Origin of the sequence: Pseudoalteromonas sp. MEBiC 03607, from assembly GCF_004792295.1 — a bacterium.
GTDB classification, from domain to species: Bacteria; Pseudomonadota; Gammaproteobacteria; order Enterobacterales; family Alteromonadaceae; genus Pseudoalteromonas; species Pseudoalteromonas lipolytica_C.
On sequence record NZ_SRRY01000001.1, the window covers coordinates 2885964 to 2905666 of the forward strand.

The following is a 19703-nucleotide window of genomic DNA, read 5'->3' on the forward strand; positions in this document are numbered from 1 at the left end:
GCTATTTCAGCGATTGCTGAGATAGCCACTTTGCGAGTACTTTTTCTAGTTCAGCAAAATTAATTGGCTTTGCGATATGATCGCTAATACCAACTTTTGCGCTTGTTTCGATGTCGTCTTTCATTGCATTGGCACTGATGGCAATAATCGGCGTATTAAAATCTGCCCTTGCAAGTAAATTTTTGCTGGCAGTTAAGCCATCCATCACCGGCATTTGAATATCCATTAAAATCAGTGCGTAATCCTGTGTTAGAGTTTTTTCACAAGCAATTTGACCGTTTTCGGCCAATTCATAATTTAGACCTAATTGAGTTAAATACTTAGTAATAACAATTTGGTTAATCGGGTTATCTTCAGCAATTAATATTGGCTTGCTGACCGCTTTAAAATCGAACTGAGTGTCTTCATCAGGTTGGTGTACTTTTGCGTTAGCGTCCTGTGGGTTTAGTGATTTAAAATTAACATTAATCTTAAACTCGGTGCCTTTACCAAGTTCACTAACAATAGCAATAGTGCCTCCCATTAAATCAATCATTCCTTTACTAATGGCAAGCCCAAGACCGGTCCCTCCATATTCACGAGTGGTACTACTTTGCGCTTGTACAAAGGGATTAAACAGGGCCGTTATTTTATCTTCAGCGATACCTATACCTGTATCTTTTACCGATAACACAACGGCTGTTTGGTGTTCATCTCGGCTTTGCAGAGTAAGCGAAAGAACGATCTCCCCTTGATTGGTAAACTTAACGGCGTTAGAGAGCAAGTTAATCAGCACTTGTTTGACGCGTATTTCATCACATTCTACATTCAGCGATTGTAATGAGGAGACCTCGAGCCGGCAGCCAACCCCTTTGGCATCACAACTCGGTTTAAATAGTAAGATAAGGTCATGGCAAAGCGCGACTAAATCACATTGTCGCGACTCGAGCTCTATTTTATTGGCCTCTATTTTTGAAAAGTCGAGAATATCGTTAATCACGGTTAATAACACATCACTACAGTTATTTATTTGCCTTACAAACTCTGCTTGCTCTTGTGTTAGCGTGCTTTTGTTGAGTAGCTGCAAAAAGCCCACAATACCATTCATCGGAGTGCGTATTTCATGGCTCATATTGGCTAAAAATTGGCTTTTAACTTGCTCAGAACGCTCAGCTCGAAGCTTTTCTAATTGCAACGAAGTAATTTGTATATCAATGGTATCAGCCATGCTGCTGAGCGAATCTGCAATATCTTTAAACTCATGATAATGAAAATCGTCTGTATCTTGTTTGTAATTACCTAATGCATATTCACGGCTAAGAGCAGTAATACGATTTAGCGGGTTATGGAGTCGTGCCGTCAACCAACGCACTAAGAAAAATGAAATGATAGAGAGTCCTACAATTAACAACCCTGCTAATATGGCCGTTTGCTTTACAGCGCTGGTGTAAGCAGTTTTTGCTTCATTTATTTGGAACTGTAAACTGGTTAGCTTACCTTTATAATAAACATTACTGATTGAGGCCTGCTCCATTAATTTGCCGTAATCGCCAGCATCACCCACACTATATAAAATGTTTTCTTGTGCTGAAATTTGTACTTGCTTACCCGCTTGATAAACCGGTTGCTCATTATGTATAGCAAGCCACTTTAACGCCTCTGATAAAGGCACAAAAGATACTAATACGCCCGTTTTAATTATTGGCTCACTGAGAGAATCTTGCTCATGTAGCAAGGTAGATGTAATAGCCAGTAAGGCATTTTGTGTTGCCTGTAGAGGTGCGAGTAGCTCAGTGACTTGTGGATTATCGATAATTTGAATTGTGTTTTGCTCTGTTGATGCTTGAGCGCTGTCGAGAATACTTTTTGTGAGTTTGTAATTCAAATTTAAAGAGCTAATCGGATAACCTTCAACAATAAACCCTTGATTATCAATTATTATCGAGGCTTTTATCTGTGGATTTTGGGCAACAAACTCTTTTAGCAGCACAAGCGCAAACTGTGAGTACACCACTTTATTGGGCAGTTCAGTAATCGCCTTAGTGCTACTAAGCAATTGACTGTTTTTCTCTAGTTTGAATAGTAGCTGCTCGAGGCTGGCCGCATTATTTCTAGCTTGCCACTGTAAACTGGTGTTGGCTTGATCAATCGAGCTTAAATAGAAACGCCCTATCATCAAACCTGCAAGAATAAATAAGGGAATAATGACCAGTAGTAAAACACTGATAAACAAAGCGCGACTAAAGCGTGGACTACTCATTCATTCCCTTCATTGGCAATCGAGCGCTCTGCCAACCCTTGCATAAAAAGCCCCGCTTGCTCAGCTGTTAAGGCACCACTACCATAACGAATAAAGCCTTTATTCAAAACCTCCCACACGATGATCATAGATGCGGTAGAGGGCATAGGTTTTGTGAATTGTATGGCATCAGTTAAGGTTGATAACTCTGTGCCTTGTTGTGCTTTTAGGTTATTTAAAACCTCAATGTTAATTGGAATATCTTGAAGCTTTTGCCAAACCAGTGTTTGGAATTTTTCTGCTTGAACCAATTTAGCAAATTTAAATAAGCTTTCTTTATTTGCCCCGTTTAAGCCATCGTTTGGAAACGCCAGTACAAAGGTAGAGTAATAAGGCTGCATATACTCACCATTGAGTTTAGGTAACTGTTGCATCCCTAAATTATCACCAAGCGTCTGTTCATACGTTTTTAATGCCCATGCACCATCAATGGTGAAGGCGGCTTGCTGCGCTTTAAATGCATTATTTGAGCAAGTGTAATCGCACTGTCTATCAACCAGGTTTTGTTTATTTAAATCCCAAACAAATTTGAGAGCAGATTGCATTGCTGGGGTGTTTAACTGAACCTGATTATCTATAATTAGGTCACCATTAAAAGCCGATAAAAACGGAATAAACCAGTACATTTCCATAAAACTCCATGTAACAAGTTTAACCTCTTCAGGCAAGGATGATTGGAAACTATATATATCCTGCCAGTTTTCTATTGGCTCTTTAACAAACTGCTTATTATAAAAAAGTAACAGGTGATTGCCTTGAATGATGGGTATACCTAAGAGCTTATTGTTTAGCTTTGCAGTTTCTAAGGTTCGCTTGTCTGTGGTGTCAGCTATGAGTGAGTCTGGGATAACGCTATAGTTGGCATATTTATCAAGGCCTAAATGATCAGCGGGTACAATAATTACATCTGTTGATGTGCTGGTACTGGCATTTTGTACCAACCTTACTTTTAGTTCTTTTTGGTCAACCAAGACGGAATTAACAGTTAAACCACTTTGCTCTGCGAACTCACTAAGCAATTGGTTAAAGTGTTCATGTTTCATGGTATGGGCTAGGTTTATCGTTGCTGAATAGCTATCAAACGTCACTATTAGCATCGCCATCCAAAATACTCGCCACACGCTAACATCTACTTAAAAAGAGTGAAATTACCCTTTAGTTAAGCACATATGCAGTAAGTTGCCTAGCTTAATCAAGGGTTTTCTTAAACCTAAATGCAGCCACAGCTAAACCCAAAATAGTAAAGACTGAAAGCCAAATTAAGTCATTACTCATGCTTATTAGGTTAACCTCTTTTAGCACTATCCCTCTTATTAGCCTTAAATAGTGCGTTGCAGGTAAGCATTCTGCAAGCCACTGCGCAACCTTTGGCATGCCTTCATAGGGAAATACAAAACCTGATAATAGAATCGAGGGTAAAAGAATGAAAATTGTCATTTGCATTGCTTGAAGCTGGTTTTTAGCGATGGTCGAAAGCACTAAGCCAAGCACTAAACTGGCACATATAAAAGCAAAGGTTGCGACAACCAATGCAACTAATCCACCCCCAAAAGGAATATGAAACAAGACCTTGCCCATGCCTAAAATAATAAATAACTGAATAAAACCAATAAAGATATAAGGCACTACTTTACCAATCATCAATTCAAGTGAGCTTAAAGGTAAGGTGATTAAAAGCTCCATATTACCTCGCTCTTGCTCTTTAACTATGGCAGCAGAGGTAAACATAATCATCGTCATGGTTAAAATGACAGCAGCTAAACCTGGCACAATATTAACCGCTGAGCGCTGCTCTGGGTTATAAAATAAGGTTGTCTCAAAGGTTGGGTAAGTTCTATTCGCAGGTTTATCGAGAAGCTCTGCAAGCGGCATATTGCGCAGTGATTTTATGCTCGACGCGACCATTGTATCTGAGCCATCAACTAACCAATGCGCAATTGGCCTGACTAACGACTCATTACTACCATCAGGTAAACCAAAACCAACGGTTGGGTGCTGAGCAAGTCGGTTTGCCACATCGTGAGGTATAAAGAACACGGCGCGGACTTTCGCACTGGCGATTGCTGTTTGTGCTTGCTCTATACTGTCGTAATAATCTGTCACCTTAACCACATTTGTGGCTGATACTGTTTGTACTAAAATGCGACTGAGCGCGGTTTTACTATGATCGACCACGGCAACAGGGATATCTTTCACGTTGGTGTTAATAGCGTAACCAAATAGAATCAGCTGGATAAGGGGGATCATCACCACCATCGCAAAGGTCATTCTATCGCGGCGTAATTGTAATAATTCTTTGCTTACAATTGCTTTTATCCGGCTTAATGAAGTAACAATGCTCATTGTCTGCCCTGCCCTGTACAGGTGACAAACACGTCTTCAAGGCTTGGGCGAACGCTATTTACTTGCCATGTATCCTGACAAAATGATTGCTGTTTTATGAACTCAACGGGGTCTTGAACATCTTTTTTTACTAATACTCGCAGCTGTGCACCTAACTGAGTTGCCGAGATAACATGGTCAATTGTTGCGAGTTGTTTTTTTAATTCTCTGGTTTGCGCCCCTGCGATTTCTACTACATGAGCATGCATGTCTGTCATTAATTGCTTTGGTGAGCCATCCGCGCGCTTAATACCTGATTCTAAAATGGCTAAACGATGGCAACGCTCAGCTTCATCCATGTAGTGAGTGGTAACTAATATGGTGGTACCAGCATTACTTAAATCAAACAGTGTTTCCCAAAAGTCACGGCGATTTTGTGGATCGACTGCCGATGTTGGCTCATCAAGAAATAAAATTTTTGGTTTATTAATCACTGCAGCAGCCAATGCTAAGCGCTGTCGTTGGCCCCCACTCATACTTCCGGCCATTTGACTTGCTCTTTGATCAAGGCCGTAGGTGTGAAGTAGTTCGTCTATTCTTTGTTGTTTTTGCTGTTTTTTTAAAGGGTAAAGCGCAGCCATGAATTTGAGGTTTTCAAGCACGGTCAAGTCGCTATAAAGTGAAAACTTTTGCGTCATATAACCAAGTTGTGTTCTGAGCTTTTCAGCATCTTTTGGCAGACTCAAGCCAAGCACATTGATATCACCAGAAGTTGGCTTCAATAACCCGGTAAGCATACGGATTGCAGTCGTTTTACCACAGCCATTTGGGCCTAAAAAGCCATAAATTTGCCCTTGTTCAATGTCTAGATCAAGGTTATCAATCGCTTTTAAATCGCCAAATTGTTTTATCAAACCTTTGGCCTGGATCACCGACTCAGTCATGGCATAACCACTTGAGCAGGTACGCCTGTCGGTAAGTTATTTTCACTTGCGGGTAGTGTTACCTCGGCAAGATACATTAATCGCGCGCGTTCTTCTTGATTTAGGGCATAAAAAGGCGTGAACGCCGGCTCTGTCGCAATCCAGGTCAGTTCGCCCTGAATATTTTTATCTATACCATCGACGCGAACCGTAAGTGTCATGCCCTGATTGAGCTTGGCACGATATGGTTCAGGGATATAAACGCGTGCGTAAGGTGCGCTATTTGCTTGAATAATAACGACTGGGCTGCCTTTGGTAACTCGCTCACCTACGTGCCAAGGTAAATTATCGACTCTGCCAGCACGCATGGCTTTAATTGTCAGATCTGAGAGGTATTTTTGCTGTACTTTTAGTTCTGCTTCTGCCGCCTGAACTTGCGCTTTTGCACTATTAATATCTTCAACGCGAGAACCATTTGTTAGCTCATTTAAGTGCTGCTTTGCTGATTCTAAATTAGCAAAAGTCTCATCTCGTGCAGCGGTTGCACTGTCTAAGGTTTCTTGGCTTGCAAGTTTATCTTTAACTAAGGTTTTTGCACGGCGAAAATTAGCTTCGCTTTGTGTATATGCAGCATTGGCTGCTGCTACTTTGGCTGATGCGGCAGCAACTTCTTCGGGACGAGCACCATTCAAAGTTTTTTCAAGAAATGCAGTGGCTTGAGCTAGTTGTGCTTGTGCTTTGGCGACAATCGCTTGCTGAAGTTCGGCATCAAACTTTGCAATCACCTGCCCTTTTTCGACCAACTGGCCTGCTGAAACGGGTAGTTCTATCAGAATTTCGTTAGTCGTTGCAGGATGGATCACACGCTCACGTTCAAGCGTACCCAGCGCCAGTCCCTCATTTGAGTCAGAGCAAGCTGTAATGACTAAAGAAATTAGTATGAGTACAACACGTTTAGCTAACATTTTAATTTCCTTATGGTTAGCTGATGAGTTGCTAAATACTATAAAGTATTAAAATGATCAGTAAAAGTGATCAATAGGAATTAAAGTTTTAGAAATATATGTAGTCTATATCGTAAAGTTATATGGAGAATAAAGAGTATTTATTTGAAAAGGATTTTTTCTACTTGAAATGAGATTACAAAATATAATCTTGATAACACGTTAACTTACTTAACGTAAGTGGCGTCCCCAAGGGGATTCGAACCCCTGTTACCGCCGTGAAAGGGCGGTGTCCTAGGCCTCTAGACGATGGGGACGCAGAAATTGGTTTGCAAATCACTGATTTGCTATTTCTGCGTAAGATGAGACCGAGCCTGCGAGGCGAATGGCCTTAGCTTAAACAGAAAGTTTCTGTGTCACTAGGACAACTGAATAGTTAGACTCGATTCAGGCGAGCTTTTAATAACACAACACTTTTAATAAGTGGGGTCCCCAAGAGATTCGTACTCTTGATAACGTCGTGCATAGATTGCGCGGTGTTCACCACCCTACTACACATAACCTACTTGAATAAGTGGCGTCCCCAAGGGGATTCGAACCCCTGTTACCGCCGTGAAAGGGCGGTGTCCTAGGCCTCTAGACGATGGGGACACAAAATGTGTCACTAGGACAACTGAATAGTTAAACTCGATTCAGACGAGCTTTTAATAACACAACACTTATAGTAAGTGGCGTCCCCAAGGGGATTCGAACCCCTGTTACCGCCGTGAAAGGGCGGTGTCCTAGGCCTCTAGACGATGGGGACACAAAATGTGTCACTAGGACAACTGAATAGTTAGACTCGATTCAGGCGAGCTTTTAATAACACAACACTTATAGTAAGTGGCGTCCCCAAGGGGATTCGAACCCCTGTTACCGCCGTGAAAGGGCGGTGTCCTAGGCCTCTAGACGATGGGGACACAAAATGTGTCACTAGGACAACTGAATAGTTAGACTCGATTCAGGCGAGCTTTTAATAACACAACACTTATAGTAAGTGGCGTCCCCAAGGGGATTCGAACCCCTGTTACCGCCGTGAAAGGGCGGTGTCCTAGGCCTCTAGACGATGGGGACACAAAATGTGTCACTAGGACAACTGAATAGTTAGACTCGATTCAGGCGAGCTTTTAATAACACAACACTTATAGTAAGTGGCGTCCCCAAGGGGATTCGAACCCCTGTTACCGCCGTGAAAGGGCGGTGTCCTAGGCCTCTAGACGATGGGGACACTAAATGTGTCACTAGGACAAAGTGATAGTTTTACTCATATCGGAGCTAAGGTTACTTAATCAACATGCAAGTACTCGAGACTAGCATATATAACTTCTTGGCAATTGCTCACTTACAAAAGTAAGTGGCGTCCCCAAGGGGATTCGAACCCCTGTTACCGCCGTGAAAGGGCGGTGTCCTAGGCCTCTAGACGATGGGGACGCAGAAAACTGCAACCCTAGGACAAACACTATGCAAATTTGGTGGAGCTATGCGGGATCGAACCGCAGACCTCTTCGCTGCCAGCGAAGCGCTCTCCCAGCTGAGCTATAGCCCCGACTTTGCATACACACTACCAATTAATATTGGCTGTGTATCGCTGAGTGCGGGGCGCATTCTATGCAGCCCCCTAAATAAAGTCAACAGTTTTTTATCTAACTTTATTTAAATGATTTAAATTTCAACAAGCTGACTAAATATCAATCCGTTACGCAGACATTTCGAACAGTATAATAAGGAATTGACTAAATTTTACAATTATCAATACTGATACCGAGATTTAAGTATACATTACGTGATATTAAACATTACAAAAGGTATACATTTATATGCAAATTTAAGTTAGCTAAACTATCGGTTAAATCCCAACGGAGAGCCCCCCGCCCTCTTTGGTTTTAAACACAGCAAAATTGCCAGCTATTTAGTTATTCAGTTTTAATATTCAACATAAGTTGTGTTTTAAAAAATGACAAGCATCGTTAAAACAACATCGAGTTCAGTTAAATTAGAGGAAAAAGAGTAACGATGACAACGCCACAGATAAGCTTATGAATATAAATTGCATATTTGTTCGCCAAAAAATGCTTAAAAGCCATGTCATTGTTTATAAAAGCTGCATCTAACACATTTTTACTCATTCAAGTGTTGACACATTTACAACTCTATCTATAATAGCGCCCCACAACAACGCAGCAATACGTTGTTTTTAGATATGGGTCGTTAGCTCAGTTGGGAGAGCATCGCCCTTACAAGGCGAGGGTCACTGGTTCAAGTCCAGTACGACCCACCATTATTAAAATAATGGTTTTCATATCTAATTTCTTAATGGGTCGTTAGCTCAGTTGGGAGAGCATCGCCCTTACAAGGCGAGGGTCACTGGTTCAAGTCCAGTACGACCCACCATTAAGAAATATTGCATGTAATATGGGTCGTTAGCTCAGTTGGGAGAGCATCGCCCTTACAAGGCGAGGGTCACTGGTTCAAGTCCAGTACGACCCACCATTTTAAAATGGTGTTTCATATTACAAAAATCTAAATGGGTCGTTAGCTCAGTTGGGAGAGCATCGCCCTTACAAGGCGAGGGTCACTGGTTCAAGTCCAGTACGACCCACCATTATTCAATTAATGGTATTTCATTTAGATTTATCTTCGCGGGTCGTTAGCTCAGTTGGGAGAGCATCGCCCTTACAAGGCGAGGGTCACTGGTTCAAGTCCAGTACGACCCACCATTTACTTTTTAAAGCAAAAAGCTAAAAATGGTAGCGAAGAAAAAGATTATATGGGTCGTTAGCTCAGTTGGGAGAGCATCGCCCTTACAAGGCGAGGGTCACTGGTTCAAGTCCAGTACGACCCACCATTTACTTTTTGAAGCAAAGAGCATCGCAACTCTTTACAACGAAAAGGCTCGGTGGTTAAGTTCAGTACGACCCACCATTTACTTTTTGAAGCAAAGAGCATCGCAACTCTTTACAACGAAAAGGCTCGGTGGTTAAGTTCAGTAAAAACAACCATTTAATCTGAAAAATTTATATGTGGGTCGTTAGCTCAGTTGGGAGAGCATCGCCCTTACAAGGCGAGGGTCACTGGTTCAAGTCCAGTACGACCCACCACATATAAAACCTCTTTATTTTATCTCTAGTTTTCAAAAGCATCGCCACTCTTTACAAAACACAGGCTCGATGGTTCAAGTCCAGTACGACCCACCACATATAAACACTTCATAAATACTTTCTTTAAATCTTCTTTATTTTATTTCTAATTTTCAAAAGCATCGCCACTCTTTACAAAACACAGGCTCGATGATTCAAGTCCAGTACGACCCACCACATATAAACATTTTCTTTAAAGGCTTCCTTATCTACCTTTAGATTTCAAAAGCATCGCCACTTTCTATAAAACATAGGCAAATGGTTTAATTTCCCCCACTGTTCAACAAGCCTAAATACCTAAAAGCTGATCTTTCATACTTCTCGCATTTTCGACAAAGACCTTAGCCAAACTTTTAATAGCAGCAAAAGCTGTAATTTGCCTTGTCAGCAGCTAGACTGTTTATTATAGTCACTGTTAATGTCACTCGGTCGCAAGTCTAATGCCTGCAAAGATTTTTTCGAACGCTAAAATTTTAATAGTCGAAGAGCAACCACTTGCTCAAAGCTATATGAAACAATCATTAGAGGGGTTGGGGTTTCGTCAGTTACGTTTTGCAGAGCATGCCAACTCAGCAAAAGAGCAGTGCCAAATAGAGCAGTTTGATCTAATTGTTTGCTCTTTTAATCTGAGTAAGCAACAAGATGGCTATCAGCTATATGAAGAGCTGAAAATGAAGCGCCTAATTAAAAACTCCACAGGCTTTATTTTTATTTCTGCTGAAACAAGTGGCTCTCTTGTACACAGTGTCTTAGAGCTACAACCTGATGATTTCCTTGTTAAACCTTTCACTATCAATGAATTAAAAAATCGTATCGAAAAAGTACTGATGCGAAAAAATAATTTACATCAGGTATATCAACTTATTGATGACGAGAACGATTCAAAAGCAATAAAAAAGATCGACGAATTATTACAAAACAAAAGCCACAGTTTTAGTGCTATTTTACTTAGACTAAAAGGCGATGCCCTACTTCGACTAAAACGTAATGAAGAAGCTAAAACCTTTTTTAAATCTGTTCTTGATATTCAAAAATTCACTTGGGCAAAGGTAGGCTTAGTTGAAGCTTTGATTGCATGTAATGAGCATTCACTTGCACAGCGAATGTTGAAAACGATGTTACAACGCAGTGAAACTCGCTTAGTTGCTCTGGACCTGCTAAGCCGACTAGAAATTAAACTTAATAAGTATGATGAAGCTCAACAACTAATTAGCCAAGCTGTTGATATTGCACCACGTAACATTAACCGTCAAAAAGCTTTGAGCCATGTATCCTTACTTAATCATGATTATGAAAAGAACTATTTAACACAAAAAGATATTGCGACTTACGCAAAATTTTCTATTCATGATCATCCTGATATCTACCTTAATGCGGCGCGCGCAGGTATCGATTTTGCGTTAACGACTGATCAAAGCGATCAGATAAACCGTATATCTAGGCAGACTAATCAATATTTAAATGATTTAAAAAAGCAATTTCCCAATAGTAATAATCAAACTCAAATTGATGTACTAAATGCTCGATTACATTACTTAAAAGATGAACACCAAAAAGCAAAAGCGCTTATCAATCAACTTGATGAGAGTGATACACAAATTCGTTCTGTTGATGGTGCCCTCGACAAAGCCAAAGCATTCCATGAATTAGGTTTTCATCAAAAAGCGCAAAGGCTGTTTAACCAAATTATTGACCATTGCGAACGTCACCCATCTGTCAGTGATCCTGTTTATTTAAGATATATTCAACAGCAACAAACAGAACGTCGAGATATCAAGTTAGGCCCTAAAGAGCTTAACAACCATGCAGTAACACAGTTTAATAAAGGACAACTTAATACAGCTCTTGAAGCCTTTACGCAAGCATTTAGGGTTATGCCCAAAAATGCCAGCATCGCACTTAATTTATTACAATGTTTGTTCGATACTAATAATCAAGGCCAGTCTTTTAATTTATCACTTGCTAGAAAATGCTTTACTTTACTTGCTAGCCAAGAGCTCGAATATGAGCAAGCAATACGATTTGAAAAAATTAAAGCACAAGCTGATAAGTTAAATATTAAGTTAACGGAGTAACCGAAAGATGGCACCGCGTTTGTCAAAACTTATCAAGCCTTTTATTACAGCAGCGATTTTTTTTTACAGTGCCAACAGTTTTGCTTCCTCTACACTGCATTACTGGCAACAAGCAAACATAGATTGGCGCAGTGAAGCCGGAAGTCATATAAATATTCTTGCAGACGAACAACCAGCATTCACAGCGTTAAAGCCTTATATACCATTATTTGAACAGCTAACGGGGATCTCGGTTGGCTTTCATGCCTTAGAACAATCACAAATGCGAGCGCGCCGCCATCAAGATTTGAGTGAAGGCTTAGGCTTGTACGATGTATTGCCTATGGGAATTACTTTTTTAGGAGAAGCGCAAAGCCAAGGTTGGATAGAGCCTCTTCAGCCCTATTTAGATAATCCCAAGATAACTGATAAAACATGGTATCAGCTAGACGACATTAGCGATCGAAGCTTAGCACTATGTAAGATCAATGATATTTTGTATTCATTGCCCTTTGATTTTTCGGCGCCAATCTATTTTTACAGAAAAGATCTATTTGAACGGTTTAACCTTAAAGTACCTGATACTTATGAAGAGCTCTACGCTACAAAGATAAAGTTACAACGCGCTATTGATGCAACGCCAGATCTTATTGGAATGCATGCATTTGCGGCGCGCACATTGCCAGGTGCGGGGCTAAACACCTGGACAGTTTTGCCAGTAATGCGTGCATACGGGGCACAAGTTATCGATGAGCAAAATATGTCTGTGTTTAATAGCACTGAAACAGCGCAGAGTCTAAGAGTGTACCGAGATTTAGCGACAGGGTATGGAAATCCTGATAATAGCCGCTTGCTGCACTTTTATGAAATCCGCCGCTTATTTAAACAAGGTAAGCTGGCATCCGCATTTTTAGCTTCCCATTTTTACAATGAAATAGACACAGCTGAAGAGTCTAATATTTGGAATAAATGGGAAGCAGCCCCTTTGCCCAAAGGTCCCATAGCAAGAGAAACCTCTCCTTGGGCATGGGCGTTTGCTATAAATAGCAAGTCCAACAAAAAAACTGCGGCTTGGCTTTTTATTCAATGGGCGACAAGCGAGCAAACGTCATCGCTACTTAGTACTGGCGGCTCCCCTCCCAGAAAAAAAGTGTGGCACGAAAAGTTGTTTACCTTGGTAAATAAACCCGGGTTTAATACTACAATGTTGTGGGTATTTGATCATGCCACAGCTGATCGCCTACAAGCTGGAATGGTAGAGTTCCCTGTCATTGGTGAAATTATCTCGCAAGCATTTAGCCAAATATTCTATGGTGCAGATATAAACCAGACAATTAAAACAACTGATAAAAAAATTAATGAAACAATGCACACATTCAAGTCAAGGAGTGAAAACTAGCAATGAGGATAAGCATTGCCCACAAAATTCTGATGATAATCGGATTCACCATTACCCTCATTTTAGGGGCGAGTACCTCATTGCATGTGATGGAGTTAAAAGAACAAACACTTCTAAACATGAGTGAAAAAGCAGATGCTATTGTGTCCCCTATGCTGTCAGAGATAAAAAAGCTAACGAAAGATAATAGTGTCGGTAGTTGGGTGATGAAAGTTCAAGGTATCTCCTTAAAAAATATTCTAAAAAATAATACATTTGATGATCTCAAAACTATTTACTTTATCGATCAAAATAACTTTATTGCTGCACACCCTGATAACAGTAAGGTTGATACTTTAGAAACTAACCAGCAAATCCTGAAGCAATTGAACCCTGCACTAAACACAATCATTCCACTGGATGAACAATATGTAGTTTCGGTCCCCATTAATAGTTACCAAAACGAAAATATTGGCTACGTGATTGTTAGTTTTTCAGATACTGACTTAGCTGCAAAGACAAAAGCTATCATCAGCAATGCTGTTTCATTATTTGCGATATACTTACTCACAGCGCTCATCATTGCTTACATCATTATTCGAAGAATCATTTTGCAGCCCATTGAGCAGCTAGTCGAGTTTTCGCATGCAGTGACCACAGGTGATTTAAATTGCCCTATAAATATTAAAAGCCAAGACGAAATTGGTACTCTTGCAAGTGGTTTTAAAATGATGCGTGCTGCAGTTAGGCAACAAATCAATAGTATGCATGAGCAACATAGCTTACTTGAAGAAACCGTTGCTAAACGCACCCAAGAGTATCTTGATGCTAAAGAGCAAGCTGAGCAATCGAATCAAGCTAAGAGCCGCTTTTTAGCTAATATGTCGCATGAATTAAGAACACCACTTAATGCCGTATTGGGCTTTAGCCAATTATTACAAGACAGTGAAACTGATAAAAATAAGCGTCGTTATCTAGAAGCTATTTCAATATCGGGTAACTCATTACTTAACGTATTGAACGATATTCTTGATTTATCAAAAGTGGATGCCGGTAAAATGCAACTTGATATTGATCGAGTTGAGATCCCTACCATGTGTCACGAACTCAACATGATGTTCTTACAATTAAGCGCTCAGAAAGATCTTGAGTTACAAGTTACTGCTCATCCTGATCTAACAACACCTGTGCTGCTAGACAGTAATAAACTTCGTCAAGTACTAACAAACTTAATCGGTAATGCTATTAAATTCACCTCGCAAGGTAGTGTAAAAGTGTTTTTTGATTTTAAAGCGCATAATGACAATAGCCATATTGATATTAAAGTACATGTTAAAGACACAGGTAAAGGCATTCCTAGTGATCAACAAGAGCTCATTTTTAATGATTTTGAGCAAGTACAAGGGCAACGTAGCTCTGAGTTTGGTGGCACAGGACTTGGCTTAGCTATTTCATTGCGCTTTATCAAGTTAATGGGTGGAGAGTTATCGGTGATCAGCGAAAAAGATCGAGGCAGTGAATTTATTGTGTCGATACCGAATGTTGAATTAGCCGAATCTAAAAACGAAGTTGAACATCGTAATTACCCTGCTATATCAAGCTATCATTTTAATCCAGCGCGCATTTTGATTGTTGATGATATTCCTTACAACCGGGAATATTTAGAATCCTTCTTATCACGCTGGAGCTTTACGATAGATACAGCTATTAATGGTGAAGATGCTCTAATGAAAATTGAGCAAAACCAACCTGACCTTATCATAATGGATTTAAAAATGCCGGTAATGGGTGGATTAGAGGCAAGCCAGTTAATTCGCAGTGATGATCGTTTTAAACATATTCCAATAATCGCGGTAACGGCTTCAGCGATAAGGGATGATAAGGTGCAATCAAGTATTTTGACTGACTACATTATTAGCAAGCCAATTTACCGTGAGCACCTTATTTTTATCATCGCACAGTATTTAGATTAATCACGTTTTTTCATCGCTATGGCATTCATGCAATAGCGCAGACCACTAGGCGCTGGGCCATCAGGAAATACATGGCCCAAATGCGCGTCACAGACATTGCAAATCGCTTCAATACGCTGCATACCATGGCTAGAGTCAGCTACATAAGCAATGCTTTCAACACTGCTAGGCTGAGTAAATGACGGCCAACCAGTGCCACTGTCGAACTTTTCATCACCATCAAATAATAAATTGTTGCAACAGACGCAGGCATATTGACCAGGTTCAAATATCGTACATGAATCAGAGCTGTGCGGACGCTCAGTCCCTTTTAAACGAGTAACATAGAATGCATCTTGTTCGAGCTCAGCTTGCCACTCAGATGGTGACTTTTCGACTCGACGCGGAGGTGTTGGGTTACCGTTATGGGCAAACTCTAAAATATCTTGCCAAGTTAACATAGTGCTCCCTCAAGGTTGAATACAACTATTGCACAGTACATCACAAGCACAGCCAAGAGCAAGTGGCATTAATTCGCTTGTAAACGGATATCTATTTGCGCACGTTCGCGCTCAGAAAGCAGTTGCGATAAATGGCTATTAATTTTGTCACTACTAACACTCAATACTGCTGTGCTTTTTTGTCCGTTGACGTCAGTAATATGGATAATACCTTCACCCACTTCAATCTGCTTAATTTGACCAATTAACACAAACTCAGCCTTGCGTTTAAAATCAAACAGCCCAGAAAGGCTAATGAGTGCTAGCTGATTAACATCGCGTTTTAATAAGTCAGTAATGGGGTTACGCGCTACAAATAGCGGCGTCACTCGATAAATGCTTGATAGTGTTATAAAGCCCCATAACATCACAAACAGTGAAAATGCAGCACTGTGCCAAAGTGGCGTAAATACCCATATAGCGATTAATACGAATGCGATAGTAAATGAGATTTTTGCTAAAAGCTTATTAATTGCCAACATCTTGCTGCCCTATTTTTTTGCTATTGGATCTGGCCAATCATTGAAAAAGACAGACAAGTATCTGCTTTTTAATAAATATAACAGTACCCATAACACCAGTACCATTTGGCAAGCTAAGAACAACGAAAACTGATAGTGGCTGTGTGCAGCCTGATAGGTTAACCAACTTAAATCTGTGATTGCACATAGAATTAATGGCCAGCGCATATAACGCCAAATCGACGCAAAACGTTTTGCACTATCTGCGTTTTCTTGTGGCCGGCGCAAGCAAAAGATCACCGCAGGTAATAAAGCAATCGCAGCAATGGCAATAGCGATAAAAAAATCAGCTTTAGATTTAAAGAACAACGACATGATATCTAGATCAGGGCGACGACTCAGCGCCGCCATCAGCCAAATAAAATAACTACGCAAAAGCACAAGTAAGGTTAAGTGGAACGCCACAGGCGTCCGGTAAGTGCCGTGTTTATCCCAGTATTCTGGGCCGTAGCGATTCATATTTGGTTCTTCTTATCAGCAATGATGCCAAGTACCAAAAAGGCTGCTGTAAGTGTAAGCGCCAGCCATTTAACACCGAGTAGCATTAGCAATTTACTTAAAAAAGGCGTCACAGACACCACAAGTAAGCCCATACCAAACCCTGTGACCAGCACAAAGCAAAGCACACGAATAATAAAGTGACGACGCGCCACAAAGCGCTTGGTCACTTTAATAATATCGTTTGCATACAAGGATATAAAACACACCACCAGCAATAATGAAATATTGTAAAGGTGTGGTTGTAGCCAACTGCCGATTGTTAAAGCAACTGACGACAATGCCTGCAATAAACTATCCATTGTGCTCACTTAAAAGCGCAATGAGGTCTGCCTCTGTTAATACATCAATGCCTAAATCTTGTGCTTTGGTTAATTTTGAGCCCGCTTTTTCGCCCGCGATCAGTGCATCTGTTTTCGCCGAAACACTGCCCGACACTTTCGCACCTAACGCTTGTAAACGTGCTTTTGCATCATTACGGTTAAGCTCACTCAATGTGCCGGTCAGTACGTAAGTTAAGCCCGCTAATGGCTGCGCCTCGGCACTTGGGGCTGTTAGCGCGGGCCAGTTAATACCTTGCTCAATTAGCGCGTTAACCACGTCCATATTATGCTCTTCAGTAAAAAAGCCACGAACGTGCTTGGCAACAATTTCACCTACGTCGCTTACTTCAGTTAACGCATCAACACTTGCTTGGGTGATTTTTTCTAGGGTTAAAAAATGGTTTGCTAGGTTTTGCGCTGTTGCTTCACCAACCTCGCGAATACCTAACGAATATAAGAATTTAGCTAATGTTGTTTGCTTAGCTTCTTGCAGCGCGTTAACTAAGTTCTTAGCAGACTTAGGGCCCATTCGCTCAAGTGATTCAAAATGACCTTGTTTAAGGGTAAATAAATCAGCAGGTGTTTTGATAAGCTCACGATCAACAAGCTGATCAACAATCTTGTCGCCTAGCCCATCAATATCAAGCGCTTTACGTGACGCAAAGTGCTTAATGGCTTGCTTACGCTGCGCTTGGCAAACTAAGCCACCTGTACAACGGGCAACCGCTTCACCTTCAATGCGTTTCACATGTGACTCACAAATTGGGCATGTAGCAGGGAAAACAATATCTTTGGCGTCTTCAGGACGGCGCTCAAGCACAACTTGGGTAATTTGCGGGATAACATCACCTGCACGGCGAATAATTACTGTATCGCCAATTTTAACGCCTAAACGGGCAATTTCATCGCCGTTATGAAGCGTTGCGTTAGACACGGTCACGCCTCCCACAAATACCGGCTCTAAACGTGCAACAGGCGTAATTGCGCCAGTACGACCTACCTGAAACTCAACATCAAGTAATTGTGTGATTTCTTCTTGTGCAGGAAATTTAAAGGCAATAGCCCAGCGCGGCGCACGTGCCACAAAGCCTAAACGCTCTTGCAGCTTTTTGTCGTTTACTTTAATTACCACACCGTCAATTTCGTAAGCCAGCTCACTACGACGTGCTAAAATGTCTTGGTAATAATCAAGTGCAGCTTGCTGTCCTTCAACCAGTTTAGTTTCTGGGCAAAGTGGTAAACCCCAATCTGTCAGTTTAGCAAGCTGTTGGTAATGATCTTCTGGTAACTGACCATCCGCAACAAGCCCTGTACTGTAAGCGTAAAACATCAGCGGGCGTTTTGCTGTTACTTTAGAATCAAGCTGGCGTAAGCTACCTGCAGCAGCATTGCGCGGGTTTACAAATACTTTCTCGCCACGTTTTTCGGCTTCACTGTTAAGCTTGGCAAACCCGGCACTATCCATAAATACTTCACCGCGCACTTCAAGCTCTGCCGGGAAGTCATCGCCACGTAACTTAAGCGGCACATTACGTATTGTTTTCACGTTTTGGGTGATGTTTTCACCCACCATGCCATCACCACGGGTAGCTGCTTGCACTAACACACCGTCACGGTAAATAATCGATACTGCAAGACCATCAAGCTTTGGCTCACAACAAAAAGTTAACTCACTGCTGTTCATTAAACGTTCTTTAATACGGCGATTAAAGGCAGCAAACTCCTCTTCAGAAAACGCATTATCAAGTGACAGCATAGGTACTTGGTGAGTGACTTGCTCAAACTTATCAAGTGCAGCACCACCAACTTTTTGTGATGGCGAGTCAGGGCTTTGGAACTCTGGATTAGCTTGCTCAAGAGCGCTTAATTCACGCATTAAACGGTCATATTCAGCATCAGGAATGCTTGGTGCATCCAGCACATAATAATTATGGTTATGCTCTTCTAACTGGGCTCGAAGTTGGCTAATTTGCTCAAAGATAGGGCTGGACATGAAAACCTCAAAAATCTACATAAAAAAGCCACTTAGACGACTTAACGCCAAGTGGCCTAAAACTTATTATCTGTGCGTGCGATTAAGCTGAGAAGCTGCGAACTTTCTCAACATATTCACGTACGCTTTCAACCGTCATCTCTTCACGGTTGCTATCTAAAATAGTCGCACCAAATTCATCAGCTAGCTTTTTAGCTGCACTGTGCAACATATTAAATGCACTTAAACCGTCACCATCACATGGTAAGGTCATAAATAAACTGATACCCGCGGTACTAAACTGTTCCATGTTATCGATATCAAACGTACCTGGGTTATACATATTCACTAAACGAAATAACACCGGACCTGTACCAGCAGGGTCTAAATGGCGGTTAAAGAAGCCCTCTTCAGAATACTTAAAGCCTAACATATTAACGGCTGGCAATAGCTGGCTGCCATTCATAACTGCATCTTCAGGCATCTGCAAATGCACAATAATGAAGTCAGTTGGAGCTTGTGCTTCTTGCTCTTCGTCAGTTTCAGTCTGCTCTGCTTCAGGTGATTCTGAAATCTCATCTGAAACAACGGGTTCATCATTATGTTGCGCGGAAAAGCTTAAATCTCCAAACTCAGGCTCGTCACGTTCTTGCGACTGAACTGGAGCAGGCTCTGATATCTCAGAAGTTGTTTCATTCGGTTCGACCCGTTCTTGCGCTGGTGCATCTGGACTGTCTTTTTTACGCACCGACCATAAGCCGTGAATTAATAAACCACCAATGACAAATACACTGATTACGATTAAAGCCCATCTTAATTCTTCGGCCATCCCCTCACCTTTATTATTTGATATGCCTAACTA

Annotated in this window: 14 protein-coding genes and 15 tRNA genes; 10 read left to right on the forward strand and 19 right to left on the reverse strand. The window is 41.1% G+C overall.

Annotated features, from left to right (window positions below; all coding sequences use genetic code 11):
- Position 1: 1 nt before the first annotated feature.
- The 13 genes from E5N72_RS13210 to E5N72_RS13270 form a co-directional block, all read right to left on the reverse strand.
- Positions 2–2239: an ATP-binding protein gene (locus E5N72_RS13210; RefSeq protein WP_135925407.1), complete on the reverse strand. Its 2238-nt coding sequence runs from the start codon at positions 2237–2239 to the stop codon at positions 2–4.
- The gene (locus tag E5N72_RS13215; RefSeq protein ID WP_135925409.1) at positions 2236–3399 is read right to left on the reverse strand and encodes an extracellular solute-binding protein; all 1164 of its coding nucleotides are present in this window, start codon (positions 3397–3399) and stop codon (positions 2236–2238) included. Before E5N72_RS13215 ends, E5N72_RS13210 begins: the two co-directional genes overlap by 4 nt.
- 67 nt (positions 3400–3466) lie before the next feature.
- Positions 3467–4615: an ABC transporter permease gene (locus tag E5N72_RS13220; RefSeq protein WP_135926295.1), complete on the reverse strand. Its 1149-nt coding sequence runs from the start codon at positions 4613–4615 to the stop codon at positions 3467–3469.
- 2 nt (positions 4616–4617) lie between these two features.
- Positions 4618–5544 carry an ABC transporter ATP-binding protein gene (locus E5N72_RS13225; RefSeq protein WP_135925412.1) on the reverse strand — a complete coding sequence of 309 codons (927 nt, stop codon included), beginning with the start codon at positions 5542–5544 and terminating at the stop codon, positions 4618–4620.
- Positions 5541–6488 carry an HlyD family efflux transporter periplasmic adaptor subunit gene (locus E5N72_RS13230; protein ID WP_135925415.1) on the reverse strand — a complete coding sequence of 316 codons (948 nt, stop codon included), beginning with the start codon at positions 6486–6488 and terminating at the stop codon, positions 5541–5543. Before E5N72_RS13230 ends, E5N72_RS13225 begins: the two co-directional genes overlap by 4 nt.
- 220 nt (positions 6489–6708) lie before the next feature.
- Positions 6709–6784 (reverse strand) — tRNA-Glu (locus E5N72_RS13235).
- A 258-nt stretch (positions 6785–7042) separates the two neighbouring features.
- Positions 7043–7118, reverse strand: a tRNA-Glu gene (locus E5N72_RS13240).
- 78 nt (positions 7119–7196) lie between these two features.
- Positions 7197–7272: transfer RNA gene (locus E5N72_RS13245), tRNA-Glu, on the reverse strand.
- Positions 7273–7350: 78 nt separating this feature from the next.
- Positions 7351–7426: transfer RNA gene (locus E5N72_RS13250), tRNA-Glu, on the reverse strand.
- A gap of 78 nt (positions 7427–7504) precedes the next feature.
- Positions 7505–7580: transfer RNA gene (locus tag E5N72_RS13255), tRNA-Glu, on the reverse strand.
- A 78-nt stretch (positions 7581–7658) separates the two neighbouring features.
- A tRNA-Glu gene (locus E5N72_RS13260) sits at positions 7659–7734 on the reverse strand.
- 127 nt (positions 7735–7861) lie between these two features.
- Positions 7862–7937 (reverse strand) — tRNA-Glu (locus E5N72_RS13265).
- A 39-nt stretch (positions 7938–7976) separates the two neighbouring features.
- Positions 7977–8052, reverse strand: a tRNA-Ala gene (locus E5N72_RS13270).
- Positions 8053–8708: 656 nt separating this feature from the next.
- On the opposite strand from E5N72_RS13270, the gene E5N72_RS13275 reads away from it, so the two are divergent.
- The 10 genes from E5N72_RS13275 to E5N72_RS13320 all read left to right on the forward strand — a co-directional run bounded on the left by E5N72_RS13275 (position 8709) and on the right by E5N72_RS13320 (position 15048).
- Positions 8709–8784, forward strand: a tRNA-Val gene (locus tag E5N72_RS13275).
- Between the two features lie 37 nt (positions 8785–8821).
- Positions 8822–8897, forward strand: a tRNA-Val gene (locus E5N72_RS13280).
- Positions 8898–8920: 23 nt separating this feature from the next.
- Positions 8921–8996 (forward strand) — tRNA-Val (locus E5N72_RS13285).
- 36 nt (positions 8997–9032) lie between these two features.
- Positions 9033–9108: transfer RNA gene (locus tag E5N72_RS13290), tRNA-Val, on the forward strand.
- Between the two features lie 39 nt (positions 9109–9147).
- Positions 9148–9223, forward strand: a tRNA-Val gene (locus tag E5N72_RS13295).
- A 52-nt stretch (positions 9224–9275) separates the two neighbouring features.
- A tRNA-Val gene (locus tag E5N72_RS13300) sits at positions 9276–9351 on the forward strand.
- 177 nt (positions 9352–9528) lie between these two features.
- A tRNA-Val gene (locus E5N72_RS13305) sits at positions 9529–9604 on the forward strand.
- 479 nt (positions 9605–10083) lie between these two features.
- Positions 10084–11718 carry a tetratricopeptide repeat-containing response regulator gene (locus E5N72_RS13310; RefSeq protein WP_135925417.1) on the forward strand — a complete coding sequence of 545 codons (1635 nt, stop codon included), beginning with the start codon at positions 10084–10086 and terminating at the stop codon, positions 11716–11718.
- A 7-nt stretch (positions 11719–11725) separates the two neighbouring features.
- Positions 11726–13096: an extracellular solute-binding protein gene (locus E5N72_RS13315; protein WP_135925420.1), complete on the forward strand. Its 1371-nt coding sequence runs from the start codon at positions 11726–11728 to the stop codon at positions 13094–13096.
- A 2-nt stretch (positions 13097–13098) separates the two neighbouring features.
- Entirely contained in the window at positions 13099–15048 is a 1950-nt protein-coding gene (locus E5N72_RS13320; RefSeq protein WP_135925422.1) for an ATP-binding protein, read from the forward strand.
- On the opposite strand, the gene msrB is transcribed toward E5N72_RS13320, so the two are convergent.
- The 6 genes from msrB to zipA form a co-directional block, all read right to left on the reverse strand.
- Positions 15045–15488 carry a peptide-methionine (R)-S-oxide reductase MsrB gene (gene msrB, locus E5N72_RS13325; protein WP_135925425.1) on the reverse strand — a complete coding sequence of 148 codons (444 nt, stop codon included), beginning with the start codon at positions 15486–15488 and terminating at the stop codon, positions 15045–15047. The two genes, E5N72_RS13320 and msrB, sit on opposite strands and share 4 nt — an antisense overlap.
- 68 nt (positions 15489–15556) lie before the next feature.
- Positions 15557–16009, reverse strand: coding sequence for a hypothetical protein (locus E5N72_RS13330; RefSeq protein WP_135925427.1), 453 nt, complete (start codon positions 16007–16009; stop codon positions 15557–15559).
- Positions 16010–16018: 9 nt separating this feature from the next.
- The gene (locus E5N72_RS13335) at positions 16019–16507 is read right to left on the reverse strand and encodes a DUF2919 domain-containing protein (RefSeq protein WP_135925429.1); all 489 of its coding nucleotides are present in this window, start codon (positions 16505–16507) and stop codon (positions 16019–16021) included.
- Positions 16504–16848, reverse strand: a complete 345-nt coding sequence (locus tag E5N72_RS13340) for a DUF3392 family protein (RefSeq protein WP_135925431.1) — start codon at positions 16846–16848, stop codon at positions 16504–16506. Before E5N72_RS13340 ends, E5N72_RS13335 begins: the two co-directional genes overlap by 4 nt.
- Positions 16841–18862, reverse strand: a complete 2022-nt coding sequence (gene ligA / locus E5N72_RS13345; RefSeq protein ID WP_135925433.1) for an NAD-dependent DNA ligase LigA — start codon at positions 18860–18862, stop codon at positions 16841–16843. The genes E5N72_RS13340 and ligA overlap by 8 nt, the downstream gene beginning before the upstream one ends.
- 82 nt (positions 18863–18944) lie before the next feature.
- Positions 18945–19670, reverse strand: coding sequence for a cell division protein ZipA (zipA, locus tag E5N72_RS13350; RefSeq protein WP_135925435.1), 726 nt, complete (start codon positions 19668–19670; stop codon positions 18945–18947).
- Between the last annotated feature and the right edge of the window lie 33 nt (positions 19671–19703).

Coding starts and splice junctions, on each gene's coding strand:
- E5N72_RS13210 (WP_135925407.1), bottom strand. CDS start 2,239: ATGAGTAGTCCACGCTTTAGTCGCGCTTTGTTTATCAGTGTTTTACTA.
- E5N72_RS13225 (WP_135925412.1), bottom strand. CDS start 5,544: ATGACTGAGTCGGTGATCCAGGCCAAAGGTTTGATAAAACAATTTGGC.
- E5N72_RS13230 (WP_135925415.1), bottom strand. CDS start 6,488: ATGTTAGCTAAACGTGTTGTACTCATACTAATTTCTTTAGTCATTACA.
- E5N72_RS13310 (WP_135925417.1), top strand. CDS start 10,084: ATGCCTGCAAAGATTTTTTCGAACGCTAAAATTTTAATAGTCGAAGAG.
- E5N72_RS13315 (WP_135925420.1), top strand. CDS start 11,726: ATGGCACCGCGTTTGTCAAAACTTATCAAGCCTTTTATTACAGCAGCG.
- E5N72_RS13320 (WP_135925422.1), top strand. CDS start 13,099: ATGAGGATAAGCATTGCCCACAAAATTCTGATGATAATCGGATTCACC.
- msrB (WP_135925425.1), bottom strand. CDS start 15,488: ATGTTAACTTGGCAAGATATTTTAGAGTTTGCCCATAACGGTAACCCA.
- E5N72_RS13330 (WP_135925427.1), bottom strand. CDS start 16,009: ATGTTGGCAATTAATAAGCTTTTAGCAAAAATCTCATTTACTATCGCA.
- E5N72_RS13335 (WP_135925429.1), bottom strand. CDS start 16,507: ATGAATCGCTACGGCCCAGAATACTGGGATAAACACGGCACTTACCGG.
- E5N72_RS13340 (WP_135925431.1), bottom strand. CDS start 16,848: ATGGATAGTTTATTGCAGGCATTGTCGTCAGTTGCTTTAACAATCGGC.
- ligA (WP_135925433.1), bottom strand. CDS start 18,862: ATGTCCAGCCCTATCTTTGAGCAAATTAGCCAACTTCGAGCCCAGTTA.
- zipA (WP_135925435.1), bottom strand. CDS start 19,670: ATGGCCGAAGAATTAAGATGGGCTTTAATCGTAATCAGTGTATTTGTC.